The organism is Cognatiyoonia koreensis (genome assembly GCF_900109295.1).
Taxonomy (GTDB): domain Bacteria; phylum Pseudomonadota; class Alphaproteobacteria; order Rhodobacterales; family Rhodobacteraceae; genus Cognatiyoonia; species Cognatiyoonia koreensis.
The window spans coordinates 767003-789934 of record NZ_FOIZ01000001.1; the positions used below are offsets into that span (position 1 = coordinate 767003).

The window sequence follows — 22932 nt, forward strand, 5'->3', positions numbered from 1 at the left end:
TGCTCGCGCGTCATTTTGAGGGAAGAGAGTAGGGTTATGAAGGCATTGATTTTGGCGGCCGTTTCCATGGTCGGCTTTGCTGGTGCAGCGATGGCGTGTCCGGACTTCAACTTGCGTGCGGTAGAGGCCTACCAAGCGTCAGGTTCGCAATTGCGTTCGCCCAAGACGTTCAATGTCGTCGCTGGTGGTGACAACTACGTCTGGAATTGCCGGAACGTGCGCCCCAATACAGATCAGGGTGCCGGGTATTTCACATCCCAGCCTGACTTTTCCTTTGATCTGTCGGGTATGGGCGGCCTGCAATTGGTCATCAGTGCCGTGAGCGAGTGTGACTCGGCCCTGTTGATCAATACCGGGTCCGCAAGCTGGTACTATGATGATGACGACAACGGCAATCTTGATCCGCGCATCGTGCTGACCCGTCCGGCGAATGGTCGCATCGATGTCTGGATGGGCACATACGACGGTGAGTATTGTAACGCCCGGCTCAGGCTGGAGACTTTTGCGCGTTAACGAGTATGATGGTGTTACGGAAGGGCCGCCGGGGGGCGGCCCTTTTGCGTTTTCAGAGCGTGATGCGGAAGAGGGCAAAGCCAGTATCGGACTGGCCTGCTTCTTCGATTGTGACGCCGGGGACGTCGCTGGCGTAGGCTGTGCCAGCAGGGCCGGTTTCAAAGATCACAGTGGTATCGGTCATCGGGGCAAAGGACCAGTTTCCGTCTGCGCGCGGGCTGACTGTGCCTTGTTCGACAATGTAGCGCACGATCACATCACGATTTGTGTCCGGACCTTCGAATATGATCGTGTCACCCGTCCCCGGGAAGCTGCCGCCGCCTGATGCACGATAGTTGTTCGTTGCGATGATGTATTCCTGATCCGGGTCAATTGGGTCCCCGTTGAAATTCAGATTCTTGATACGGTGCGCGTCCGCGTTGATGACGGCACCTTCGCGATCAAACTTCGATGGCTGGGACAGGTCGATCTGATAGGTGACACCGTCAATGACGTCGAAGTTGTAGCTGGGAAAATCGGGGTTCAGCAGGATGGCGTCGGATGCGCCTGCCTCGATCTGGTTGAACATCCCGGCAGAGCGCTCCAGCCAATCCTTGACTTGTGCGCCGCTCACCTTCACTGCCCGCACCGTGTTGGGATAGAGGTAGAGGTCTGCCACGTTCTTGATCGCCACATCCCCGACAGGCACGTCCGTGTAGTATTCCGGCCCGCCGCGTCCGCCTGCCTTGAAGGGCGCAGCGGCTGACAGTATCGGCAGGCCTTCGTATTCCGTGCCGACCATTTGCTGGGCAATATACCAAGTCTGCGCGTTAGACACGATCTGGACGGACGGATCATCAGCAACCAAAGCGAAGTAGCTGTGCAGCGGCGCGTCGGTCTTGCCGACTGCCGTGCGCACATAGGCAAGCGTGGCATCGTGATCGGCTTGTACGGATGCAAGCACCGCTTCATCGCTTTCGACCAGAGGCGTGATAGAGCGATCTTCGTTGCGTTGAGAGATCGGACGGGCCTCGGAAGTGTGTGATAGCACGCGCCAGCCGTTACCGTCCCGTTCGAGAAGCAGATCCACAAGCCCCATGTGGCTGCCCCAGAAACCACCCATCACACCGGGTTTGCCCATGATAGTTCCCGCCTCTGCATCCACACCGGGCCAGTCGGCGTAATTGGAGGACGGGAAGACAAGGTGGCTGTGACCCGTCAGGATCACGTCGATCCCATCGACAGCGGCAAGCGGGATCGAGGCGTTTTCCATGCCGTCCTCGGCTTCGGCGGCCCCGATGCCTGAGTGGGAAAGGGCAATGATAATGTCGCAGCCCTGTTCCTTCATCTCAGGCACGTATGCGCGCGCAGTTTCGATGATGTCGCGGGCCTGCACGTTGCCTTCGAGGTGCTTTCTATCCCAGCCCATGACCTGCGGTGGCACAAATCCGATCAGGCCCAACTTGACCGGATGATCAACGCCCGCACCGTCCGTTACCGTGCGTTCCATGATGACATACGGCGGTACGAAGGTCGTATCTTCGCGGGGCGTTGCGCCCAATTCCTTGGCGATATTGGCGCAGACAACGGGGAAGGCCGCTCCGGCGAGCGATTTTTCAAGGAACGACAGCCCGTAGTTGAATTCGTGGTTGCCGATGGTCGCGGCGTCATAGGCAAGCGTATTCATCGCGGCGATGATCGGATGCACGTCGCCATCGTTCATGCCGCGTTCGTACGCGATGTAATCGCCCATCGGATTCCCTTGCAGGAAGTCGCCATTGTCGATCAGCAGGGCATTCGTGGACTCGGCCCTGATGTCGGCGATATGCGCCGCCGTTCTTGCAAGTCCGACCGTATCAACGGGTTTGTCGGCGTAATAGTCATAGGGAAACACATGCACGTGCAAGTCGGTCGTTTCCATGATGCGTAGATGCGCCTGATTGGTGGAAGCGTTTGCGGAAAAAGGGTGCAGGGCAATGAAGCCCGCAGTGCTGGCCATGAAGTGGCGGCGGTTCAATGAAATCGGCATGATGTGATCCCCCAAGATCGAAGCTGTTTGGCGTTAGACGATACCTGACGCGGGCCTGTCACAACTCTGCGGCGGCGTCCTGCGGGATTTTGGCGAAATCCTGCCAGTTGATCTTTGGCTTTTGCAGCGAGTCTGGCAAGGAATGATTGTTTTCGTAACAGCCAACAGATGTGCATTGCCGCAATCAAAAGGCAGTAACGGTAGAGCTTCGCTTCGACTTCGGATTGAAAGCGGGACGCGGCAAATTCCCGTGGGAACTTGGCCATGCTGTTACTTTGGAGCTTGAACTAGTAACAAAAAAAGGCCGCCCCCAGCGGGAGCGGCCTAAAATGTTTCGGGCGACGGACGATTAGTTCTCGTCGGTCGCTTCGTCGGCTGTTTCTTCCTGTGCGATGCCGGCTGATTCAGCCAGTTCATCATCGTCGGATGCAGCGGCACCGATATCGTCAAAAAGCTCCTGAATTTCGAATTCAGCGGCGGCTTCTTCTTCAGCGGCGAGTTCGGCGATAGATTTGCCGGATGCCTGAAGTTCGGCCTCTTCCTTGGAGCGGGCGACGTTCAGCGTGATCGTCGCTTCGACTTCCGGGTGCAGCCTGACAGACAAATCGTGCAGACCAAGTTCCTTGATCGGGTTGATTAGGGCGACCTGCTTTTTGTCGATGCTGAAGCCGTCTTCGGTTGCGGCTTCGGCGGCGTCACGTGGCGTGACCGAACCATAAAGCGAGCCAGCATCGGACGCAGAGCGAATCACGACGAACTGCTGGCCGTCCAGTTTTGCGGCCATTGCTTCGGCCTCTTTCTTGGACTCCAGATTGCGTGCTTCCATCTGTGCTTTCTCAGCTTCAAAGCGGGCCATGTTGGCTGCATTGACGCGCAGGGCTTTGCCCTGTGGCAGCAGGTAGTTACGTGCGTAACCTTCCTTGACGGACACAACTTCGCCCATCTGGCCAAGCTTTGCGACGCGTTCGAGTAGGATGATATCCATAGCGGTGCCTTCCTTACTTTACAGCGTAGGGCAGCAGGGCAAGGAAACGCGCGCGCTTGATCGCCTGGGCGAGCTTGCGCTGGTTCTTGGCACCAACTGCGGTGATACGGGCAGGAACGATCTTGCCGCGCTCTGAGATGTAGCGCTGCAGGAGACGTGTGTCTTTGTAGTCGATCACAGGGGCGCCATCGCCCTCAAACGGATCGGACTTGCGACGACGGAAAAATGGTTTCGTAGCCATGATTTATGGTCCTTTCCTGATCTAAATTAGCGGCGTTCGCGGCGGTCGCCACGTTCTTCGCGTTTCTGCATCTGGACGGATGGACCGTCTTCGTGTGCATCGACCTTGATGGTCAGGACGCGCATGACATCTTCGTGCAGGCGCATCAGGCGTTCCATTTCCTGAACGGCAGGTGCAGGTGCATCCGTGCGCAGCAGGGCATAGTGGCCTTTGCGGTTTTTGTTGATCTTGTAGGCCATCGTCTTGACGCCCCAGTATTCGTTCTCGACCAGCTTACCGCCGTTATCTGCAAGAACGGTGCCGAAGTGTTCGATCAGGCTTTCGGCTTGCGTGTTGGACAAGTCCTGACGCGCAATCATCACATGCTCATAGAGTGGCATGAGTGCTCCTATTCATTTGTTCGACGCATTTCATAGGGAGGGGCGTTTTACATCCAACCGCGCCCCAACCACGAGAGACTGCGCAGTGAAAATCTTCGCGGAAGGATGGGGCCTTATACAGCCGAAGGCACAGGTTGCAAGTGTCCTCTGTCCGGACTGTTTTTTGCCAGCAAGAACACCCGCTACGCGTGCGCTAATTCTTAACAACAACATAACGATGCCGCTTTCTTGCCGCTTTTCGCCGACATCCTTTGCAAGAGAGTTAATTCGGAGAGAACGACATGACTGACACTTTCGATCCCACCATGGGTCCAACGGTCAGTAAAGAGTTGGCGGCAAGTGCGCCGCGGTTTGAGTTGGACGAAACCTATTGGGGCTATATTATCCGGTCAAACGACGGTCCGGGCTTTTCAATCGCCGTATTGCAGGGACTTGCCATGTTTTTCGGCGCCTGTTTCATCGCTGTCGCGATTGGCCTCATGGTCGTGCCGCAGGCAATGAGCGGATCGCTGGACATCATGATGCGCGGCGTTGCTGCCATTCTGTTCAGTGGCGTGGCTGCATTGCTGCTGTGGTTTGCCACACGCGGTGTCCAGACGGAACTTCAGATCGATAACAGCCTTGGCGAAGTGCGCGAGGTCATGCGCAACCGGGCAGGAAAATCGACACTTGTCGGTCGTTACGGTTTTGACGCGATCGGTGCCGTGTTCCTTGACCGCGCGGTGGGTGGTAAAGACGAGGCTGCGCTGATGCTGCGCTATCGCAATACCTCGCAAGTGCTTCCGGTTGCCCGCGGGTCCGTCACCGCACTTGAGGCTTTGCGCAACCGGTTGGGACAGGACCTGATCATAGACCTTGTCGAGCCGGGCAAGGTGGTTGCTACTGAGGCACCAGTCGAGAAACAGGCTGCCTGAGCCTTTCGGGCGAACAGATTGATTAAGAAGAGGCGGCCCCTGGGTCGCCTTTTCTCTTTTGAACACTGTCTGTTCATATTTGCCGAATTGCAGAAGCGCGCGCTTTTATCGCAAGTAATCAAACTGCTAAATCTTTCAGACAGAGGAGCTTCTTTCATGAAGAAAGCACTGTATTCATCCGCACTTATCGCCCTTCTTGCCGCGCCTGCCGTTGCAGCACCAGAGGCCTATACACTTGACTCCAGCCATAGCCAGGTTGTTTTCAGCTACAACCACCTTGGCTATTCGACCACTTACGGCGTGTTCGCAGGTTTTGAAGGTGAGATCATGTTTGATCAGGAGAGCCCTGAAAACTCTTCAGTCTCCGTATCGATGCCGACAAAGTCTATGTTCACTGGCTGGGAACAGCGTACAGAACATTTCATGTCCGAGGATTTTTTCGGCGCGACGGATGAGGACATGATTACATTCACGTCCACGTCAATCGAAGTGACAGGTGAAGACACTGCCAATATCACTGGCGACCTGACAATGAACGGAATCACAAAGTCGGTGGTTCTGGACGCCAAGCTCAATCAGGCCGCCAACCATCCGATGCTGGAGAAGCCATGGGCCGGGTTTGATGCGACCACGACGCTGCTACGCTCCGATTTCGAGGTTGGTGCTTTTGCGCCATTTGTTGGCGACGAAGTTAACGTCATGATCTCTATCGAGGCAGAGAAGGCCGAGTAAGCGGCAAATTTGCTGCCCAAACAGAGGGACCGCTGCACGGAGAGGTGCAGCGGTCCTCTTTTTATTCCGAGAGCGTGGCCGAAAGATCAGCGTCGATAACGACCTTCGGGTCGAGTGATGCAGCGTCTGTTCCTGTGCCGATGTCAAAATCCAACCGGTCGACCTCGGCGGTTCCGTCCATCTGCCAGACCCCGTCGGTTTCAATGAGGTCGAATGCGAACTGCACCGGAATGGCGATCCCTTTGATCGTGAGCGTTCCGTCTGACACGAATGTGGCACCACCTGTGTTTTCGATAGGTCCACTGAAAGTGGCAGTGGGGAATTGTGTCGCATCAAAGAAGTCCGGTCCCATCGCCTGACCCGTCACCGACCCGAGCGAGAGTGAACCGATCGCGATGGTGACCGTGACTTCACCGGATTGGCTTTCGGGGTCAAAGTAGATGTCCGCACTCCAGTCCTCAAACGTGCCTGAAACCTCGGACCCCAGTTGCAAGACCGTGATGGCCAACGTGCCGTTCTGAACTGCCCAATCTGACTCGCTTGTTGGAAGTTCGGCCGCCGCCGGTTTGCTGTCCGTGGCGAGGATGCCGAATCCGGCGACCAGAAACACGGCTATTGCGACGATTGGTGCGGTGATCGGGCTGCGGTGCGCTGTGACGGGGGGTGTTTGCGCTTGTCCGAACCACATCCGCCGCAGCGTGGCGTCCTTGTCTACGAACACATGCTTCAGCGCGCCAGCGATATGCAAAAGCAGAGCGCCGATCATGACCTTGGTCATGATCCAGTGCAGCAGCTCGAAGGTATGCGCGACACCTTCATCGACGGGCACGAATGGCAGTCCTTGCCCGAACGGCCACCAGATCGGGGCAAATCCGGTCACAGACGCGTGGTGAATCCAGCCAGTCAGCGGAGCAATAACCAGCGATCCGTAAAGCAGCCAGTGAACAGTCTCCGCGGCCAGCGTTTCGCCTTTGCGGTCCGGATGAAGACTGCCCGGTTTGACCTGTGACAGCGCCCAGAGAATGCGCAGCAATGCCACGAAGAAGACCGTGACACCAAGAGTTTTGTGCCACGTAAACACAGTGAAGGCTGTCGCGATTTCGGATTCGGTGTTGATCGGAAGCCGGTTACCGATGGCCCCCAATGGGATTATCGCAAGGATGAGGGCGGCGGTCAGCCAGTGAAAGACCTTTGTCACGCTGCCGTAGCTGTCTTGTGTGTTTGCGAGCGCCATGATTCATCCTTTTTCGTTTTCGTAGATGATAGTCTTTCAGGCTTCACGCGCAAATTGCGGTTTCGTGCAGATACCTTGTGCGTTTGTGTCTGGCCCGTTAAGCCAATGCAAAAGAATTCACAGGGGGCCAACGCGATGCGGGCATTCGTATTTCCGGGACAGGGCGCACAAGCGGTCGGTATGGGCAAGTCGTTGGCCGAAGCCTATCCGGCGGCACAAGCCGTTTTTGATGAGGTGGACGCCGCACTGGGCGAGAACCTGTCTGGGTTAATCTGGGACGGTGATATTGCAGAGTTGACCCTTACCAAGAACGCCCAACCCGCATTGATGGCGACATCCATCGCCGCGATGCGTGCACTGGAAGCGGAAGGCGTCGATATGTCCTTGGTCGACTATGTCGCCGGTCATTCCTTAGGCGAATATTCTGCATTGGCTGCCGCGGGCGCATTGACGCTGTCTGATACCGCCCGGCTGTTGCGCTTGCGCGGGACTGCGATGCAGGAAGCCGTACCAGTTGGTGTTGGTGCCATGGCGGTCCTTTTGGGGCTGGATTTCGAGACTGCCCGTGCTGTCGCAAAGGACGCAGCGCAAGGTGAAGTTTGCGAGGCGGCAAACGATAATGATCCGGCGCAGGTCGTCGTGTCTGGTCATAAAGCGGCCGTTGAACGGGCGCTGACCATCGCAAAGGACAAGGGTGCCAAACGCGCGATGCTCTTGCCGGTCAGTGCCCCGTTTCATTGCTCGCTGATGGCACCTGCAGCGGAGCGCATGGCGGAGGCGCTGGCGGAGGTGCAGATCAAGGCACCTGCAGTACCTTTAATCGCAAACGTCATCGCAGCCCCCGTCGATGACCCGGATGAAATCCGCAAGCTGCTGGTCCAGCAGGTCCAAGGGTCTGTGCGCTGGCGCGAGTCGGTGATGTGGATGGCAGCTCATGGCGTGACCGAGACCTATGAGGTCGGGGCGGGCAAGGCGCTGACAGGAATGATCCGGCGGATTCACAAAGACATGGCGACGATGAATGTCGGTGGGCCAGAAGATGTCGTGGCGGCAGTTGCCGCGTTGAAAGGAGAGGCGGGGTGAACCTTGCCCAGTGGAGAATACGAGATGTTTGATTTGACAGGAAAGAATGCGCTGATCACTGGCGCTTCCGGCGGTATCGGCGGCGACATCGCCAAGGCCCTGCACGGAGCCGGTGCAACAGTTGGCTTGTCGGGAACAAGGGTTGATCCTCTTGAAGCGCTTGCCGCCGAATTGGGTGACCGTGTGCATGTGCTGCCGTGCAACCTAAGCGATGCAGAAGCTGTGAATGCCCTTCCAAAGCAGGCCGCAGAAGCGATGGGATCGGTGGATATTCTTGTCAACAATGCCGGAATTACCCGCGACAATATCTTTATGCGCATGTCCGACGAGGAATGGTCCAGCGTGCTGGATGTGAACCTGACTTCGACAATGCGTCTTTGCAAAGGTGTCATCCGCGGCATGATGAAAGCCCGCTGGGGCCGGATCGTGAACATCAGCTCCGTTGTCGGGGCGACCGGCAATCCGGGGCAGGCGAACTATGCTGCCTCGAAAGCCGGGATGGTGGGGATGTCGAAATCGATCGCCTACGAAGTCGCAAGCAGGGGAATCACGGTCAATTGCGTTGCACCGGGCTTTATTACGACGGCTATGACCGACAAGCTGACGGATGACCAAAAGACCGGAATCCTTGGTCAGGTTCCCGCCGGCAGGATGGGTGATCCGACGGAAATTGCTGCGGCCGTACTTTATCTGGCAAGTCCCGAAGCGGCCTATGTCACAGGCAGCACCTTGCATGTGAACGGCGGAATGGCCATGTTCTCTTGAACCGATGGCGGGGGAGGACAAAGCGTTTGCGCTTACTGATTTCTCTGCTATAGGCCACGACAGAAATGACCACCGCCTCTTTGTGGGGCCAGACAAGAACGTGAGGATTAGTCCATGAGCGACGTTGCAGACCGCGTACGCAAGATCGTAGTTGAGCATCTTGGTGTTGAAGAAGACAAAGTTGTCGAGGGCGCGTCCTTCATCGACGATCTGGGCGCTGACAGCCTTGACACCGTTGAATTGGTTATGGCGTTTGAAGAAGAGTTCGGGATCGAAATTCCTGATGACGCTGCCGAGACAATTCAGACGTTCGGCGATGCAGTAAAGTTTATCAACAGCGCATCATAAGACTGCGCTTTTTGTTGATTTTCAGAGCGGCGTCCTTCGGGACGCCGTTCTTCGTTTCCATCAGTATTTTTTCGATCTTTTCTTTATTTCGGGCGGTCGTATTCTGTCGCCACTTCGATGACCTTGGAAGATGGTTGTGATGCCCCTCGACTACAAAGCGGTTTTTGTTCAGTCCCCCGCACCTTGCATGATCTTGAACCGCCAACTGGGGTTCGTTGCCGCGAATCCGGCTTATCTGGCCATGGTCGGTAAATCCGAAGAGGATCTGATCGGAAATCAAGTTTTCGAGGTGTTTCCAGAGAATTCCGACCGAATTGAACACATGTTGACTGTCTTCGAAGAGACATTTGCGGGGAAGCCGATCACGTTTACCGAAATGCCTTTCCGCATCAATGTTGACGGAAAGATGAAGCAATACTGGTGGACCGCGCGTCACGCTGTGCTGACTGGCAAGAACTCTGACGAGAAATACCTGATCCAATACAGCGAAAACGTTTCTGAAGCTGTGAAAGCCAGACAAATGCGCAATGCGCAGATGGGGGAATTGCAGCATCGCGTTGGGAATATATTCAGCATTGTCAGCGCTATTGCACGCCAGACAGGGCGTGCAAGCGACAATATTGCGCAGTTTCTATCTACATTCGAAGCGCGCATCGGGGCCTTGGTGCGGGTGAATCGTCAACTTACCGGTGTCAGCGCACCAGATGAGACAATTGCGTCCGTCATCGAACAGCAGATGGTCGTGCATTCTGATGAAGCTCGCAATCGCATGAAAATCGATGGTCCCGACTACCCGCTTTCCATGTTGCAGTCACAGGCGATTTCGATGGCAATACACGAGTTGGCTACCAATTCGCTGAAATACGGCGTGATCTCTCAAAATAAGGGCGAGATTTCCCTGCATTGGGAAAATCTGCCCAACGGTGGTTGCCGTCTGGAATGGCAGGAAGTCGGGATCGTGGTAAAGCAACAAGCAGAAAACAGCGGTTACGGAACGTTGCTGCTGACCAGCATCATTCCTAGTCAGCTGGGCGGGACTGCTGCGTTCGAGTTCGGAGATGAGTTCTTTCGCTATCGACTTGAGATCGACTGATCCTTCCCGTTTCGTGCGGAACATGCATTGCAGTGGCGTCAAACGCGCCCGTCATATCGACAGCGGAGTTCGGCAGACCGGTGTTGGCACGCGACGACCTGCTCTTGCCCCTCTCGCTTTGCCTGCGCTATGACGGGGATGAGCGGGAAAAACTTACTTGGGGGCAGAAAAATGCGCCGTGTCGTTATTACAGGTCTTGGATTGGTCACTCCTCTGGCAGATGGCGTAGAGGCCTCCTGGAGCCGCATACTTGAAGGCCAGTCGGGCGCTGGCCCCATTACCGGTTTCGACCCCGAGGGGCTTGCCACGACGTACGCCTGCGAGGTGCCGCTGGGTGACGGGTCTGATGGCACTTTTAATGCCGACACCTACATGGAACCCAAAGAACAGCGGAAGGTCGATACCTTCATTCTGTTCGGGATGGCCGCCGCGCAGCAGGCGATCACGGATGCCGGTTGGACTCCGGAGGATCAGGAAAGCCTTGAACGCACGGGCGTGTTGATCGGTTCTGGCATTGGTGGTTTGAACTCGATTGCGCAAACCGCCGTGATGATGGAAGAAAAAGGCCCGCGCCGCGTATCACCATTCTTTGTGCCCGGTGCGCTGATCAATCTGATTTCGGGTCAGGTGTCCATTCGTTATGGCTTCAAGGGCCCGAACCATTCCGTCGTGACTGCCTGTTCGACTGGTGCTCATGCCATCGGTGATGCATCTCGTCTGATCCAGCACGGCGACGCTGATGTGATGATTGCGGGCGGCGCCGAAGCGGCTATTTGCAAGATCGGGATCGCCGGTTTCAACGCGTGTAAGGCGCTGTCCACTGGTCGGGCAGATGATCCAACCAAGGCATCGCGCCCATGGGATGAAGATCGCGACGGGTTCGTCATGGGCGAAGGTGCCGGTATCGTCGTTCTGGAAGAATACGAACATGCCAAGGCGCGCGGTGCAAAAATCTATGCCGAGGTCTTGGGCTATGGACTAAGTGGGGATGCACATCACATCACCGCGCCGCCACCAGATCACGAAGGCGCAGAGCGCGCGATGCGGGCTGCTTGCCGCAATGCGGGGATCGAGCCAAGCCAGATCGATTACGTGAATGCGCATGGCACGTCGACCATGGCCGATACGATCGAATTGGGGGCTGTCGAGCGCCTTGTCGGGCCGGAATCGGCGGCGAAACTGACGATGTCCTCGACAAAATCTGCGACTGGCCATCTTCTTGGTGCCGCTGGCGCGATCGAGGCGATCTTTTCGATACTTGCGATCCGCGATCAGGTTGCACCGCCAACCATCAACCTTGACAAGGTAGCCGCTGAAACAAAGGTCGACCTTTGCGCCAACAGCAAACGCGAGCGCAGAATCGATATCGCCCTGTCCAATTCCTTTGGGTTTGGCGGCACGAATGCGAGTGTTGTATTTGGGAAGGTTTCCTAAATGTGGCGACATATTGCGTCCAACGCACTGACTGTTTTTATCGTCGGTCTGTTTCTGGTCGCCGGGGCAATCGCCTGGGGCGGCAAGCAGTATGACGACCCGGGGCCCTTGGCCTCTGCAATCTGTCTCAAGGTCGCACCGGGATCGAACATGTCCCGCGTCAGTGACAATCTTGTTGAACAGGGTGCCATTTCAAGCGGACTTATCTTCAACGTCGGCGTGGATTATTCTGGCAAATCCGGACAGTTGAAAGCGGGTAGTTTTCTGGTCCCGGAACGCGCATCAATGGCCGAGATCGTCGACATCGTGACCCGCGGCGGCCAGAATACTTGCGGCACAGAGGTTGTCTATCGCGTTGGCGTGAATCGCACCACGGTGCAAGTGCGTGAACTGGATCCGATTACGGGCGGCTATGATGAAGTCGCCGCGTTCGATCCGGCCGAAGAGAAAGCCCCCGCCGAGTATTTGGCGGTACGTGAAGCATCCGATACGCAATACCGTGTTTCCATCGCCGAAGGTGTCACCAGTTGGCAAATTACCGACAGCCTGAACCGGTTGGACGTTCTTGACGGCGATATTCAAGAAGTACCAGCCGAGGGCTTGCTTGCTCCGAACAGCTATTCCTTTGTGCCAGGCTCGCCGGCGTCAGAGATTGTCGCAAAGATGGCGGCCGATCAGACCCGCATCATCGAAGAAGCATGGGCATCGCGCGATGAAGGTTTGCCACTGTCCAGTCCCGAAGAGATGCTGATCCTTGCAAGTATTATCGAGAAGGAAACCGGCGTCGCCGAAGAACGTCGTCAGGTGGCGAGCGTTTTTATCAACCGTTTGAACCAGGGCATGAAATTGCAGACAGACCCGACCGTGATTTACGGAATCACGCGGGGTGAGGGCATTCTGGGACGGGGATTGCGTCAAAGTGAACTGCGCACTGAAACACCTTGGAACACCTATGTGATTCCGGCGCTGCCACCGACCCCGATTGCGAATCCGGGCCGCGCAAGCATCCAAGCTGCAGTTAATCCCGACGACACCGACTTCATTTTCTTCGTCGCGGACGGCACTGGTGGGCATGCGTTTGCTGACAATCTGGACGACCACAACCGAAACGTTGCGGCGTGGCGTCAGATCGAAGCAGAACGGGCTGAAAGCAACAACTGACCATTCGTGGTGAATGAAGTCTGATATTCGCGGGCGGCATCGTCCGCGATTTCAGACCTTGTTAATCTTTGAAAGCCTATACTCTTTCCATGCTGGACGCTGTGTCACGCACTTTGACTGCGCGACATGATTGCTCGACTGATACGGAAGTTTTCCGACAGGCGAACCAATGACACGAAATCTCGTACGCCCGGATGACGATGCCGATGACGCACGCATCCGGATTCAACATATCAAAAACCTTTTCAAAAGTATTCGCGAACTCCTGCAATGCGGAATCGAGGAAATCGGCCCGGTTACACCGGCGCTGACAAAGCCGCTGATGGCAAAACTTTCTGAACTGCAGACGGTCCATGTCGTGTTGATCAAAGCTGAAGAGGCATTTCATGAGAAAACAGGAAACCCCCTTGCCGACGACGCGGTCGATATCGCCGATATCCGGGATCAGATCGGGCGCGCGCTTGATAGCATCCGCGCCGCCGACGGTTCAGGCTAATTTTCTAAGCGCGCAATCCGAACATGAGATTGCAGCGTTGGAATACCTGTGGGAATTCTGGGCTATGCCTCACCAGTTGCCTCCAGACAGTGATTGGCGCAATTGGGTCATTCTTGGTGGGCGTGGCGCGGGCAAGACCCGTGCAGGGGCAGAGTGGGTACGTACGAAAGTGGCAGAGGGCGCGCGGCGACTTGCCATTGTCGGTGACACATTCGACCAGGCGAAAGAGGTCATGGTCTTTGGTGAAAGCGGCATCATGTCCGTCTATCCGCCTGGTGGTGCCCCAGACTGGATCGCGACCCGCCGCACACTCATCTGGCCGAACGGGGCAGAGCTGCGCGTCTTTTCTGCACAAGACCCCGAAATGCTGCGCGGTCCTCAATTCGATACGGCATGGGTGGACGAGCTTGCGAAATGGCGCAATGGGCAGAGCACTTGGGACATGCTGCAGTTCTGCATGCGCCTAGGCGATAGCCCGCAGGTCTGCATTACGACGACGCCCCAGAACGTGCCCGTCCTTCGGGATCTGCTTTCAGATCCGGCGACAGTGCAAACCCATGCAACCACCTACGCAAACGCAGCGAATCTGGCACCGTCCTATCTTGCGCAAGTCACGGCCAAATACGGTGGTACGCGGCTGGGTCGGCAAGAGCTTGAAGGGGAGCTATTGAGCGATGTGGCGGGGGCCTTCTGGTCGCTCGCACAGCTTGATCAGCTTGTGGTGTCGGATGTGCCAGACCTTGATCGCATCGTTGTTGCTGTCGATCCGCCAGCGACAAGTAAATCAACGTCCGATGAATGTGGAATCGTGGTTGCAGGTGTGGCGCGTACGGGCAGGGATGGGGCGCGTCATGTTTACGTGCTTGAAGACGCGTCTGTCAGCCGCGCAACGCCGAACGAATGGGCAAGGGCGGCAATTTCCGCAATGGCGCGCCATAAGGCAGACCGCATCGTCGCCGAGGTCAACCAAGGTGGCGATATGGTCAAATCCACGATCCACACCCTTGATCCGAACGCACCATTTCGCGCGGTTCACGCCACGCGGGCGAAAGTAGCGCGCGCTGAACCCGTGTCAGCACTTTATGAAGAAGGACGCGTGCGCCATGCGGATCGCTTTGTCGCCCTGCATGATCAGATGGCCTTGATGTCGTCGGACGGCTATCAGGGGCGCGGATCACCAGACCGTGTCGACGCGCTTGTCTGGGCTATTCACGATCTGGAAATCGGCAGAACGGCGAATGCGTCCGCTGCGCGGATTCGCTCCCTTTAACGTTTTGTTCATTGCTCCGCGCGGTCGGTTTTCTACACCTTCATTTTTTCCGTGCACATTCATTTCAACGACCAAGGGCAGGTGGCCTTTCGGACCAAGGAGAACTGTATGTTTGAATTTCTGAACAAGTCGAAACCGCAGCCCGTCGAAGAGGTGAAAGCCTCTGCGACAGGTCCGGTCGTGGCTTGGTCGACACAAGGTCGCGTGGCCTGGACACCGCGTGATACGGCGTCACTGACCCGCGCCGGTTTCACCGGCAATCCGATCGGATTTCGCGCGGTCAAGCTGATCGCAGAGGCTGCTGCCGCTGTCCCGCTGCTTGTACAGGACCGTGAACGCCGCTACGACGCGCACCCCGTACAAGCCTTGCTGGCCCGACCCAACGCAGGGCAAGGCCGTGCAGAGCTGCTGGAAGCACTTTTTGGTCAGTTGCTACTGACCGGAAATGGCTATCTCGAAGCGGTTGCGGATGATGGTCTGCCACTTGAGATGCATGTGCTGCGTTCAGACCGGATGCGCCTTATTCCGGGGACAGACGGCTGGCCCGTTGCCTATGAATACGTCGTGGGGGCAAAGAAGCATCGTTTTGTCGTCGGTGACGTCAGCCCGATTTGCCATATCCGGTCGTTCCATCCGCAAGACGATCATTATGGGTTTTCGCCGCTCCAGGCCGCAGCAGGCGCGATTGACGTGCACAATGCTGCATCGCGCTGGTCCAAGGCGTTGCTCGACAATGCGGCGCGTCCGTCTGGTGCCATTGTCTATCGCGGTGCTGACGGACAGGCATCCATGTCCGAGGACCAATACGCAAGGTTGGTCGATGAGATGGAAAGCCAGCATCAGGGTGCCCGCAATGCAGGCCGGCCTATGCTGCTGGAAGGCGGGCTTGATTGGAAACCGATGGGGTTCTCGCCATCCGACATGGAATTCCAGAAAACCAAAGAAGCTGCCGCGCGCGAGATTTCGATCGCCTTCGGTGTGCCGCCCATGCTTTTGGGAATTCCCGGTGATGCAACCTATGCAAACTATCAGGAAGCCAACCGCGCCTTCTATCGCCTGACTGTTCTGCCGCTTGCGACAAGGGTGGTCAGCGCAATTGCTGACTGGCTGTCTGATTTTGCAGGCGAGCGCGTTGAATTACGCCCCGACCTTGACCAGATCCCGGCCTTGTCAGCAGAACGCGATGCACAATGGCGCCGCGTGGCGGATTCAACGTTTTTGACCACCGCTGAAAAGCGGAACCTGCTGGGCTTGCCAGCATTGGAGGTCGGGGATGAATGACAAGATCGTCGAATTGAAGCGGCCTGAATACGTGCAGCCGCCTGTGACCGATTTCTGGTTTGCCCAGGTGGATAACCGCCTTGGTCGGATCGAACTCATGGTGAACCGGCTGGAATGGCAAATCTTGCTGATCGTCTGCGCCTGCGCCGCCGTTTTTGTCCTCGAACTTCTCGCTGTATTGAAAGGCTGAATGCATGGAACTGGAACATAAATTCTGCCGATTGGGAGATACGGTCAATGTCTCGGACGGGACCGTGATCGAAGGCTATGCATCGCTTTTCGATCGCAAGGATCAGGGTGGCGATGTTGTCGCCAAAGGGGCCTATGCCACGTCGTTGAAGACCATGAAGTCCGGCATCAAGATGCTGTGGCAGCACGATCCGGCGCAACCCATCGGCGTCTGGGACGAAGTCCGCGAGGACAGCAAAGGGCTGTGGGTGAAAGGGCGTATCCTCACCGATGTTGCAAAGGGGCGCGATGTTGCCGCTTTGATTGCTGCCGGGGCGATCGATGGTCTGTCAATTGGCTATCGCGCCGTGAAGGCTGCAAAGAATGACAAGGGTGGACGCCTATTGTCTGAACTGGAGCTCTGGGAAGTGTCGCTTGTGACTTTCCCGATGCTTCCTGATGCGCGTGTGGCAGGCAAGGGCGATGATCCTGCCGAGATCACGATGCGCGAATTGGCGGCGGTATTCACGGAAGCCCGCAACGCGATGATCACCCGCTAACCACCGACAAAGAAGGACTGAAAATGACTGTACCCGAGAGCGTTTCTCGGACCGGGGAAGCTTTGTCTCCGGCCGATGATCTCAAGACCGCGATTGGCGGTTTCATGAGCGAATTCAAATCTTTTTCCACCGGCATTCACGCCACATTGCAAAAACAGGAAGATCGCATGAACAAATTGGACCGAAAGACGATGCTGGCGCGCCGCCCGGAACTGGGTATGACAGCAGAGATTGACGCCCCCCACCAGAAGGCTTTTTCGGCCTATCTGCGCTCGGGCGATGATGACGGGCTGCGCGGCCTGGAACTTGAAGGTAAGGCGCTTAGCACTGCTGTGGCGGCTGATGGCGGATACCTTGTGGACCCGCAAACCGCGGACACAATCAAATCCACCTTGTCAGCGACAGCCTCGATCCGCGCGATCGCCAATGTCGTGAACGTCGATGCGACGTCTTTCGATGTGCTGGTCGATCACGCCGATATCGGTGCCGGTTGGGCGACCGAAACCGGCTCGCTTGCAGAAACGGACAGCCCGCAGATTGATCGCATCACGATCCCGCTGCATGAATTGTCCGCGCTGCCGAAGGCATCACAGCGTCTGCTGGATGACAGCGCCTTTGACATTGAAGGCTGGCTGGCGGATCGCATCGCTACGAAATTTGCACGCTCTGAAGCGGCCGCTTTCGTCAACGGTGACGGGATTGAAAAACCGCAGGGTTTCCTGACCGCGCCGACAGTCGACAATGATGTTTGGGTCTGGGGCAACCTTGGCTATGTGCCGACGGGCGTGTCAGGCGATCTTGGCGGTGCTGAAAAGATCATCGATCTGGTCTATGCGCTTGGGGCCCAGTATCGCGCCGGTGCAACCTTTGTGATGAATTCACGCACCGTTGGTGCGGTACGCCAGCTCAAGGACTCCGACGGTCGTTTCCTGTGGTCAGACGGACTTGCCGCCGGCGAACCTGCACGGCTGATGGGCTATCCGGTTCTGATTGCCGAAGACATGCCGGATATCGGCGCGGATGCAGCAGCAATTGCCTTTGGCGATTTCGGGGCCGGTTATACCGTTGCCGAACGACCTGATCTGCGCGTGCTGCGTGATCCGTTCTCGGCCAAGCCGCATGTCCTGTTCTATGCGACCAAGCGTGTCGGCGGTGCCGTCAGTGACTATGCCGCGATCAAGCTGCTGAAATTCTCAGAAAGCTAAAGGCATAGGGGCGGGGTGCGTTGCTGCATCCGCCCTTAGCCCCGGACGCGCTGTCCTTTCGGTGCTGGTTGTCCAGCTGCTTCCTTCCGTCCGAGCAATCGGTGCCGGAGGGAGCCACAGCGTGTCCGGGATTTTCATCAGCAAGCAATGAATGCGGAGTAAATTCATGATGTTAGTCGAGTTGACAACAGTCCCGCAGGGGGGAATTCCCTTGAACGCCTTCAAGGACCACCTGCGCCTGGGGTCGGGCTTTTCTGACGGTGATCTGCAGGATGGCGTGCTGGAAGGTTTTCTGCGTGCCGCGATCGCAGCGGTTGAAGCGCGAACGGGCAAGGTTCTGATCGAACGTGCGTTCAGCTGGACGTTGACGGCATGGCGCAACGATACGCGCCAACCGTTGCCACTGGCACCGGTCAATGCGATTTCCCAGATGGTGCTTGTCGATTCTAACGGGACAGAAGTACTGTCCCCAGATCGCTGGACCCTGCGACCCGACATGCAGCGCCCGACGCTTGAAGCCAAAAGTTCAACACTCCCGGCGATCCCATGCGGCGGTCATGTGCGGATCGAAATGCTTGCCGGATTCGGTCCTGAATGGTCTGACTTACCCGTCGATCTGGCACATGCCTGCTTCATGCTTGCCGCACACTATTACGAATACCGGATGGACGCGATGACGCCGCAGCAGGCGCTGCCTTTTGGTGTCGCTGCGCTGATCGAACCCTATCGCACCGTCCGCCTGTTCATGGGTGGTCGGACATGAAGACGCCGCATCTCAACCGCCGACTGAAACTAGAGACACAGACGCGCGTGTCTGACGATGCTGGCGGTTTCACAGTTGTCTGGGACACTGTTGGAACGCTCTGGGCACAAATTGTGCCGGGTTCGGGCCGCGAGCTGGCCGCACATAACCTGCCACGCAGCCGCGTTCCACTGCGTATCGTTGTCCGTTCTGCGCCAGTTGGTTCAGACCAGCGCCCCACGCCGGGACAGCGGTTTCGTGAAGGCGAACGCCTGTTCGAAATCACGGCAGTTACCGAGGTTGATCGCTTTGCCCGTTACCTCACGTGCCACGCAGAAGAGGAGGTCACAACATGAGCTATGCCATGTCCGCCCCTTTGCAGGCCGCTGTCTTTCAGCAGCTGTTCACGGATCCTGATCTGTCAGCACTTGTGGCGGGCAATATCTTCGACGCCTTGCCCAGCGGGTCCGTGCCGTCGCTTTATGTCGCGCTTGGTCCTGAAAAGGTGCGCGATGCGTCCGACGCAACAGGCGGTGGTGCCCTGCATGAACTGACAATTTCCGTCGTCAGCGATGCCGCCGGTTTCGCGGTGGCAAAGGAAGCTGCGGGTCTCGTCTCTGATGCGCTCGTCAATGCGGATCTGCCGCTGTCGCGTGGCGCACTGGTCAGCCTGAATTTCTTCAAAGCGGCTGCCGCACGTGTCGGGACCGGTGATACCCGCCGCATCGATCTGTTTTTCCGCGCCCGCGTCTGCGACGCGCCCCAAACCCCATAATCCAAAGGAGTGACAGCCATGGCTGCTCAGAACGGTAAGGACCTGTTGGTCAAGATTGATATGACGGGCGACGGCGCGTTTGAAACGGCTGCAGGTTTGCGGGCCACAAGGATCAGCTTCAACGCGGAAAGCGTCGATGTCACGAGCCTCGAAAGCGCGGGCGGATGGCGTGAATTGCTGGCGGGGGCAGGCGTCAAGACCGCGTCGATTTCAGGGTCCGGTGTGTTCAAGGATGCTGCCACTGATGAACGCGTGCGTCAGATCTTCTTTGATGGCGAAACGCCCACGTTTCAGGTGATCATCCCCGATTTCGGCACGGTCGAAGGCGCGTTCCAGATCACATCGATCGAATACGCAGGCACCTATGACGGTGAGGCAACCTATGAAATGGCGCTCGCTTCTGCCAGTGCGCTGATTTTCGAGGCGCTGGTCTGATGGTCAATCCGCTAGCGGGCGAAGTGTCTGTCTTCATCGACGGCAACGCCCATGTTTGCAAACTGACGCTGGGCGCGCTGGCGGAACTGGAAAGCCAGCTGGAAGAACGATCGATGGTCGATCTGGTCAAGCGGTTCGAAAGCGGCAACTACGCGGGGCGTGACGTGATGGCCTTGATCGTCGCGGGCCTGCGTGGTGGTGGTTGGCAGGGCAGTACTGCCGATCTGCTGACTGCTGATATCGCGGGCGGTCCGATTGGTGCCGCGCAGATCGCCGCGACTTTGCTGGCCCGCGCATTTACGCCACCCGCATGACGGGCCTTGACTGGCCCGCACTGATGAAAGCCGGGATGGGCGGATTGCGCCTGACACCGGATCAGTTCTGGCGACTCTCACCTGCAGAGCTTGCCTTGATGCTGGGCATCGCCGATGCGCCAGCGCCGCTGTGCCGCGCGCAGCTGGATGATCTTCTGGCCCGCTACCCCGATCCCGAAAGGATGAACGATGGATGATATCGACCGCATTGACGATCTAGATGCCGACGTATCCGCACTCGAACGCACGCTTGGCGATGCCGCCGCGGTGGCACGCGCCTTTGACGGGCAATTGCGTGGCGTACAATCAAGCCTTGCCGCTACGACGCGTGATCTAGGGAACCTCGAACGGGGGTTTTCCAACGGATTGCGCAAGGCATTTGACGGCCTTGTACTTGACGGAATGAATCTATCAGATGCCCTATCCGGCATCGCAAAGTCGATGGCTGACACAGCTTACAATGCGGCGATTGCCCCGGTCACCAATCATCTTGGGGGCCTTTTGTCCGATGGCGTGAACGCGGCCGTATCTGGGTTGATGCCGTTCGCAGACGGCGGTGCCTTTTCCCAAGGGCGCGTCATGCCTTTCGCACGTGGTGGTGTCGTATCCGGCGCGACGAGTTTTCCGATGCGCGGCGGCACCGGACTGATGGGCGAAGCGGGACCGGAAGCGATCATGCCTCTTGCGCGCGGGGCCGACGGCAAACTTGGTGTGCGCGGCGGAAGTGGACAAGCGGTCAACGTCACCATGAATATCACGACGCCGGATGCGCAAAGCTTTCAGCGATCCCAAGGCCAGATCGCCGCGCAGATGGCGCGCGTGCTGGGTCGTGCTCAACGCAATCGCTAGGAAGGATCCCCCCATGTCATTTCACGAAGTCCGCTTTCCGGCCTCTCTTTCGTTCGGCGCCCTCGGCGGGCCGGAGCGGCGCACGGAGATTGTCACCCTCGCTAACGGGTTTGAGGAACGCAACACGCCCTGGGCACATTCGCGCCGCCGCTATGACGCGGGATTGGGTCTGCGCTCGCTTGACGATGTGGCCTTGCTGGTCGCGTTTTTCGAGGCGCGTCAAGGCCAGTTGTTCGGGTTTCGCTGGAAGGACTGGGGCGATTTCAAATCCTGCGCACCATGCGACAAGCCCGGTGCGCAGGACCAGCTGCTTGGGATCGGGGATGGCGAAACCGACCGCTTTCAGTTGATCAAGGATTATGCGTCTGGCGATCAGTGTTATGGCCGCGTCATTTCCAAACCCGTGATTGGCACCGTGCGGGTTGCTATCGGCGGGGACGAAGTCGCGGACAGCATCGACTATACTGTCGATCCGGTCACCGGTATTGTGCATTTCACGAGCCCTCCGGGCGAGGGGGCCGAAGTACGCGCAGGCTTTGAATTTGACGTGCCGGTGCGCTTTGATTCCGATCGCATTCACACAGCCGTCAGCAGCTTTCAGGCGGGTGAGGCGCCCAGCGTACCCGTGATTGAGGTGCGGGTATGAGTGCTGCAGACCTCCATGCCCATTTGGCCGGCGGGCAGACTCACGTCTGCCAATGCTGGATGATCAAACGGCGCGACGGTCGAACTTTCGGTTTTACCGACCATGACGGCCCCCTCGTGTTCGATGGCGTGACCTTCATGGCCGACAGCGGCCTGTCGGCCAAGGCGCTTTCCGCGACGACGGGCCTTTCCGTCAACAACACCGAAGCGGTCGGTCTTTTGCAGTCCGATGCCATTGATCCCGAAGACATCACCGCGGGGCGCTTTGACGGGGCTGAAGTCACGAACTGGCTGGTGCAATGGGACAATGTCGCTGCGCGACAGGTCAAGTTTCGCGGCACGATCGGGGAAATCACCCGCAGCGCAGGTGCGTTCGAGGCAGAGTTGCGCGGTCTGACCGACCCGCTGAACCAACCCCTTGGACGCAGCTTCATCAAAAGCTGTTCGGCTGTTCTGGGTGATGTGTCCTGTGGCTTTGATCTGGACGATCCTGCTTACTACGCAGAATCAATTGTCCAAAAGGTCACCGACGAAACGCTGCTTTCGCTCCCTGTGGCTGGTTTTAATGCAAGCTGGTTTGCGCACGGGCGCTTGCGCGTGCTGGACGGCCGCGCAAAGGGGATGGTCGGTGCGATTAAACATGATCGAGACGCTGGGCTACGCCAGATCACACTCTGGGAGCCATTGACCGGTCTGGCCACTGGCGACACCGTCCGGCTCGAAGCTGGCTGTGACAAACGGGCTGACACCTGCCGCGAAAAATTCGCCAACATCGCGAATTTTCGGGGCTTTCCGCATATTCCTGGCGATGACTGGCTTGTCAGCGTGCCCCGCGCCAGTGCCGATGCAGATGGCGGGAGCCTGAACAGATGAACGCGGTCGTGGACACAGCGCGGGCGTGGATCGGAACGCCCTACGTCCATCAGGCTTCTGTGCAAGGGGCGGGATGTGACTGCCTCGGCCTTGTGCGAGGCGTCTGGCGGGCCGTGAACGGCGCAGAGCCAGAAGCTATACCAGCTTACACCGCTGATTGGGACGAACCGCAGGGCCTTGAGACTCTGGCTGCGGCGGCGTCGCGTCATATGAGATCAGTGTGTGGCGCATGGGTGCCGGGGCAGGTGCTCTTGTTCCGGATGCGCGGCGGGGCGGTGGCCAAGCATCTGGGCATCCTGTCGGCGACGGATGACACCCCTGCGTTCATTCACGCCTACACTGGCCATGGCGTCGTCGAAAGCCCGCTTTCACAGCCGTGGCGGCGCCGTGTTGTGGCGCGCTTTGACTTGCAAAAAGGATAACCCGAT

The 22932-nt window shown here is 57.6% G+C and carries 30 protein-coding genes; 25 read left to right on the forward strand and 5 right to left on the reverse strand.

The window, feature by feature from the left end; translation table 11 throughout:
- The first annotated feature begins 36 nt into the window (after positions 1-36).
- Complete coding sequence (locus BMY44_RS03800; RefSeq protein ID WP_089990470.1) at positions 37-513, forward strand: hypothetical protein; 477 nt, start codon at positions 37-39, stop codon at positions 511-513.
- A gap of 52 nt (positions 514-565) precedes the next feature.
- Here BMY44_RS03800 and BMY44_RS03805 read toward each other — a convergent pair whose 3' ends face one another.
- From BMY44_RS03805 to rpsF, 4 genes are all read right to left on the reverse strand, one after another.
- Positions 566-2521, reverse strand: coding sequence for a bifunctional 2',3'-cyclic-nucleotide 2'-phosphodiesterase/3'-nucleotidase (locus BMY44_RS03805; protein WP_089990473.1), 1956 nt, complete (start codon positions 2519-2521; stop codon positions 566-568).
- A 349-nt stretch (positions 2522-2870) separates the two neighbouring features.
- On the reverse strand, positions 2871-3506 hold the full coding sequence (gene rplI / locus BMY44_RS03810) for a 50S ribosomal protein L9 (RefSeq protein WP_089990476.1): 636 nt from the start codon (positions 3504-3506) through the stop codon (positions 2871-2873).
- A gap of 13 nt (positions 3507-3519) precedes the next feature.
- Entirely contained in the window at positions 3520-3747 is a 228-nt protein-coding gene (gene rpsR, locus BMY44_RS03815) for a 30S ribosomal protein S18 (protein ID WP_089990478.1), read from the reverse strand.
- Positions 3748-3773: 26 nt separating this feature from the next.
- Entirely contained in the window at positions 3774-4127 is a 354-nt protein-coding gene (gene rpsF / locus BMY44_RS03820; RefSeq protein ID WP_089990481.1) for a 30S ribosomal protein S6, read from the reverse strand.
- Between the two features lie 281 nt (positions 4128-4408).
- Here rpsF and BMY44_RS03825 point away from each other — a divergent pair, with 281 nt between their 5' ends.
- Together BMY44_RS03825 and BMY44_RS03830 are read left to right on the forward strand one after the other, a co-directional pair.
- On the forward strand, positions 4409-5041 hold the full coding sequence (locus BMY44_RS03825) for a hypothetical protein (protein WP_089990484.1): 633 nt from the start codon (positions 4409-4411) through the stop codon (positions 5039-5041).
- Positions 5042-5197: 156 nt separating this feature from the next.
- Positions 5198-5773 (forward strand): YceI family protein, encoded by a 576-nt coding sequence (locus BMY44_RS03830; protein ID WP_089990487.1) that lies wholly within the window; start codon positions 5198-5200, stop codon positions 5771-5773.
- Between the two features lie 61 nt (positions 5774-5834).
- Here the strand turns inward: BMY44_RS03830 and BMY44_RS03835 are convergent, their stop codons facing one another.
- A complete protein-coding gene (locus tag BMY44_RS03835) occupies positions 5835-7007 on the reverse strand; it encodes a cytochrome b/b6 domain-containing protein (protein WP_089990489.1) in 1173 nt (390 codons plus the stop codon).
- Positions 7008-7142: 135 nt separating this feature from the next.
- On the opposite strand from BMY44_RS03835, the gene fabD reads away from it, so the two are divergent.
- The 22 genes from fabD to BMY44_RS03945 all read left to right on the forward strand — a co-directional run bounded on the left by fabD (position 7143) and on the right by BMY44_RS03945 (position 22926).
- The gene (fabD, locus tag BMY44_RS03840; RefSeq protein ID WP_089994487.1) at positions 7143-8090 is read left to right on the forward strand and encodes an ACP S-malonyltransferase; all 948 of its coding nucleotides are present in this window, start codon (positions 7143-7145) and stop codon (positions 8088-8090) included.
- Positions 8091-8114: 24 nt separating this feature from the next.
- Complete coding sequence (fabG, locus tag BMY44_RS03845) at positions 8115-8855, forward strand: 3-oxoacyl-[acyl-carrier-protein] reductase (protein WP_089990492.1); 741 nt, start codon at positions 8115-8117, stop codon at positions 8853-8855.
- A gap of 114 nt (positions 8856-8969) precedes the next feature.
- Positions 8970-9203, forward strand: a complete 234-nt coding sequence (locus tag BMY44_RS03850; protein WP_089990495.1) for an acyl carrier protein — start codon at positions 8970-8972, stop codon at positions 9201-9203.
- Positions 9204-9342: 139 nt separating this feature from the next.
- Positions 9343-10296 (forward strand): sensor histidine kinase, encoded by a 954-nt coding sequence (locus BMY44_RS03855; RefSeq protein WP_165611779.1) that lies wholly within the window; start codon positions 9343-9345, stop codon positions 10294-10296.
- Between the two features lie 171 nt (positions 10297-10467).
- On the forward strand, positions 10468-11730 hold the full coding sequence (gene fabF / locus BMY44_RS03860) for a beta-ketoacyl-ACP synthase II (protein WP_089990501.1): 1263 nt from the start codon (positions 10468-10470) through the stop codon (positions 11728-11730).
- Positions 11731-12891 (forward strand): endolytic transglycosylase MltG, encoded by a 1161-nt coding sequence (gene mltG / locus BMY44_RS03865; protein WP_089990505.1) that lies wholly within the window; start codon positions 11731-11733, stop codon positions 12889-12891.
- A gap of 169 nt (positions 12892-13060) precedes the next feature.
- Positions 13061-13387: a hypothetical protein gene (locus tag BMY44_RS03870; protein ID WP_089990508.1), complete on the forward strand. Its 327-nt coding sequence runs from the start codon at positions 13061-13063 to the stop codon at positions 13385-13387.
- Entirely contained in the window at positions 13278-14657 is a 1380-nt protein-coding gene (locus tag BMY44_RS03875; protein WP_207510479.1) for a DNA-packaging protein, read from the forward strand. The genes BMY44_RS03870 and BMY44_RS03875 overlap by 110 nt, the downstream gene beginning before the upstream one ends.
- Positions 14658-14765: 108 nt before the next feature.
- On the forward strand, positions 14766-15938 hold the full coding sequence (locus BMY44_RS03880) for a phage portal protein (protein ID WP_089990510.1): 1173 nt from the start codon (positions 14766-14768) through the stop codon (positions 15936-15938).
- Positions 15931-16128, forward strand: a complete 198-nt coding sequence (locus BMY44_RS03885; RefSeq protein WP_089990513.1) for a hypothetical protein — start codon at positions 15931-15933, stop codon at positions 16126-16128. Before BMY44_RS03880 ends, BMY44_RS03885 begins: the two co-directional genes overlap by 8 nt.
- Positions 16129-16132: 4 nt before the next feature.
- Positions 16133-16666 carry an HK97 family phage prohead protease gene (locus BMY44_RS03890; RefSeq protein WP_089990516.1) on the forward strand — a complete coding sequence of 178 codons (534 nt, stop codon included), beginning with the start codon at positions 16133-16135 and terminating at the stop codon, positions 16664-16666.
- A 23-nt stretch (positions 16667-16689) separates the two neighbouring features.
- Positions 16690-17871 (forward strand): phage major capsid protein, encoded by a 1182-nt coding sequence (locus BMY44_RS03895; RefSeq protein ID WP_089990518.1) that lies wholly within the window; start codon positions 16690-16692, stop codon positions 17869-17871.
- A 166-nt stretch (positions 17872-18037) separates the two neighbouring features.
- Positions 18038-18634, forward strand: a complete 597-nt coding sequence (locus tag BMY44_RS03900) for a head-tail connector protein (protein WP_089990521.1) — start codon at positions 18038-18040, stop codon at positions 18632-18634.
- On the forward strand, positions 18631-18969 hold the full coding sequence (locus BMY44_RS03905; protein WP_089990522.1) for a head-tail adaptor protein: 339 nt from the start codon (positions 18631-18633) through the stop codon (positions 18967-18969). Before BMY44_RS03900 ends, BMY44_RS03905 begins: the two co-directional genes overlap by 4 nt.
- Positions 18966-19388, forward strand: coding sequence for a DUF3168 domain-containing protein (locus BMY44_RS03910; RefSeq protein ID WP_089990524.1), 423 nt, complete (start codon positions 18966-18968; stop codon positions 19386-19388). Before BMY44_RS03905 ends, BMY44_RS03910 begins: the two co-directional genes overlap by 4 nt.
- Before the next feature lie 18 nt (positions 19389-19406).
- Positions 19407-19823 (forward strand): phage major tail protein, TP901-1 family, encoded by a 417-nt coding sequence (locus tag BMY44_RS03915; RefSeq protein WP_089990526.1) that lies wholly within the window; start codon positions 19407-19409, stop codon positions 19821-19823.
- Positions 19823-20137: a gene transfer agent family protein gene (locus BMY44_RS03920; RefSeq protein ID WP_089990529.1), complete on the forward strand. Its 315-nt coding sequence runs from the start codon at positions 19823-19825 to the stop codon at positions 20135-20137. The genes BMY44_RS03915 and BMY44_RS03920 overlap by 1 nt, the downstream gene beginning before the upstream one ends.
- On the forward strand, positions 20134-20334 hold the full coding sequence (locus BMY44_RS03925; protein WP_089990532.1) for a rcc01693 family protein: 201 nt from the start codon (positions 20134-20136) through the stop codon (positions 20332-20334). Before BMY44_RS03920 ends, BMY44_RS03925 begins: the two co-directional genes overlap by 4 nt.
- Positions 20327-20986 carry a phage tail tape measure protein gene (locus BMY44_RS03930; RefSeq protein ID WP_089990534.1) on the forward strand — a complete coding sequence of 220 codons (660 nt, stop codon included), beginning with the start codon at positions 20327-20329 and terminating at the stop codon, positions 20984-20986. Before BMY44_RS03925 ends, BMY44_RS03930 begins: the two co-directional genes overlap by 8 nt.
- Positions 20987-20999: 13 nt before the next feature.
- The gene (locus BMY44_RS03935) at positions 21000-21632 is read left to right on the forward strand and encodes a DUF2460 domain-containing protein (RefSeq protein WP_089990537.1); all 633 of its coding nucleotides are present in this window, start codon (positions 21000-21002) and stop codon (positions 21630-21632) included.
- Entirely contained in the window at positions 21629-22504 is an 876-nt protein-coding gene (locus BMY44_RS03940; protein WP_089990539.1) for a DUF2163 domain-containing protein, read from the forward strand. The genes BMY44_RS03935 and BMY44_RS03940 overlap by 4 nt, the downstream gene beginning before the upstream one ends.
- A complete protein-coding gene (locus BMY44_RS03945; protein ID WP_089990542.1) occupies positions 22501-22926 on the forward strand; it encodes an NlpC/P60 family protein in 426 nt (141 codons plus the stop codon). Before BMY44_RS03940 ends, BMY44_RS03945 begins: the two co-directional genes overlap by 4 nt.
- Positions 22927-22932 lie beyond the last annotated feature (6 nt).

Bases quoted from the DNA above. Each gene is read 5' to 3' on its own strand.
- BMY44_RS03800 (WP_089990470.1), top strand. From the start codon at position 37: ATGAAGGCATTGATTTTGGCGGCCGTTTCCATGGTCGGCTTTGCTGGT.
- BMY44_RS03805 (WP_089990473.1), bottom strand. From the start codon at position 2,521: ATGCCGATTTCATTGAACCGCCGCCACTTCATGGCCAGCACTGCGGGC.
- rplI (WP_089990476.1), bottom strand. From the start codon at position 3,506: ATGGATATCATCCTACTCGAACGCGTCGCAAAGCTTGGCCAGATGGGC.
- rpsR (WP_089990478.1), bottom strand. From the start codon at position 3,747: ATGGCTACGAAACCATTTTTCCGTCGTCGCAAGTCCGATCCGTTTGAG.
- rpsF (WP_089990481.1), bottom strand. From the start codon at position 4,127: ATGCCACTCTATGAGCATGTGATGATTGCGCGTCAGGACTTGTCCAAC.
- BMY44_RS03825 (WP_089990484.1), top strand. From the start codon at position 4,409: ATGACTGACACTTTCGATCCCACCATGGGTCCAACGGTCAGTAAAGAG.
- BMY44_RS03830 (WP_089990487.1), top strand. From the start codon at position 5,198: ATGAAGAAAGCACTGTATTCATCCGCACTTATCGCCCTTCTTGCCGCG.
- BMY44_RS03835 (WP_089990489.1), bottom strand. From the start codon at position 7,007: ATGGCGCTCGCAAACACACAAGACAGCTACGGCAGCGTGACAAAGGTC.
- fabD (WP_089994487.1), top strand. From the start codon at position 7,143: ATGCGGGCATTCGTATTTCCGGGACAGGGCGCACAAGCGGTCGGTATG.
- fabG (WP_089990492.1), top strand. From the start codon at position 8,115: ATGTTTGATTTGACAGGAAAGAATGCGCTGATCACTGGCGCTTCCGGC.
- BMY44_RS03850 (WP_089990495.1), top strand. From the start codon at position 8,970: ATGAGCGACGTTGCAGACCGCGTACGCAAGATCGTAGTTGAGCATCTT.
- BMY44_RS03855 (WP_165611779.1), top strand. From the start codon at position 9,343: ATGCCCCTCGACTACAAAGCGGTTTTTGTTCAGTCCCCCGCACCTTGC.
- fabF (WP_089990501.1), top strand. From the start codon at position 10,468: ATGCGCCGTGTCGTTATTACAGGTCTTGGATTGGTCACTCCTCTGGCA.
- mltG (WP_089990505.1), top strand. From the start codon at position 11,731: ATGTGGCGACATATTGCGTCCAACGCACTGACTGTTTTTATCGTCGGT.
- BMY44_RS03870 (WP_089990508.1), top strand. From the start codon at position 13,061: ATGACACGAAATCTCGTACGCCCGGATGACGATGCCGATGACGCACGC.
- BMY44_RS03875 (WP_207510479.1), top strand. From the start codon at position 13,278: ATGAGAAAACAGGAAACCCCCTTGCCGACGACGCGGTCGATATCGCCG.
- BMY44_RS03880 (WP_089990510.1), top strand. From the start codon at position 14,766: ATGTTTGAATTTCTGAACAAGTCGAAACCGCAGCCCGTCGAAGAGGTG.
- BMY44_RS03885 (WP_089990513.1), top strand. From the start codon at position 15,931: ATGAATGACAAGATCGTCGAATTGAAGCGGCCTGAATACGTGCAGCCG.
- BMY44_RS03890 (WP_089990516.1), top strand. From the start codon at position 16,133: ATGGAACTGGAACATAAATTCTGCCGATTGGGAGATACGGTCAATGTC.
- BMY44_RS03895 (WP_089990518.1), top strand. From the start codon at position 16,690: ATGACTGTACCCGAGAGCGTTTCTCGGACCGGGGAAGCTTTGTCTCCG.
- BMY44_RS03900 (WP_089990521.1), top strand. From the start codon at position 18,038: ATGATGTTAGTCGAGTTGACAACAGTCCCGCAGGGGGGAATTCCCTTG.
- BMY44_RS03905 (WP_089990522.1), top strand. From the start codon at position 18,631: ATGAAGACGCCGCATCTCAACCGCCGACTGAAACTAGAGACACAGACG.
- BMY44_RS03910 (WP_089990524.1), top strand. From the start codon at position 18,966: ATGAGCTATGCCATGTCCGCCCCTTTGCAGGCCGCTGTCTTTCAGCAG.
- BMY44_RS03915 (WP_089990526.1), top strand. From the start codon at position 19,407: ATGGCTGCTCAGAACGGTAAGGACCTGTTGGTCAAGATTGATATGACG.
- BMY44_RS03920 (WP_089990529.1), top strand. From the start codon at position 19,823: ATGGTCAATCCGCTAGCGGGCGAAGTGTCTGTCTTCATCGACGGCAAC.
- BMY44_RS03925 (WP_089990532.1), top strand. From the start codon at position 20,134: ATGACGGGCCTTGACTGGCCCGCACTGATGAAAGCCGGGATGGGCGGA.
- BMY44_RS03930 (WP_089990534.1), top strand. From the start codon at position 20,327: ATGGATGATATCGACCGCATTGACGATCTAGATGCCGACGTATCCGCA.
- BMY44_RS03935 (WP_089990537.1), top strand. From the start codon at position 21,000: ATGTCATTTCACGAAGTCCGCTTTCCGGCCTCTCTTTCGTTCGGCGCC.
- BMY44_RS03940 (WP_089990539.1), top strand. From the start codon at position 21,629: ATGAGTGCTGCAGACCTCCATGCCCATTTGGCCGGCGGGCAGACTCAC.
- BMY44_RS03945 (WP_089990542.1), top strand. From the start codon at position 22,501: ATGAACGCGGTCGTGGACACAGCGCGGGCGTGGATCGGAACGCCCTAC.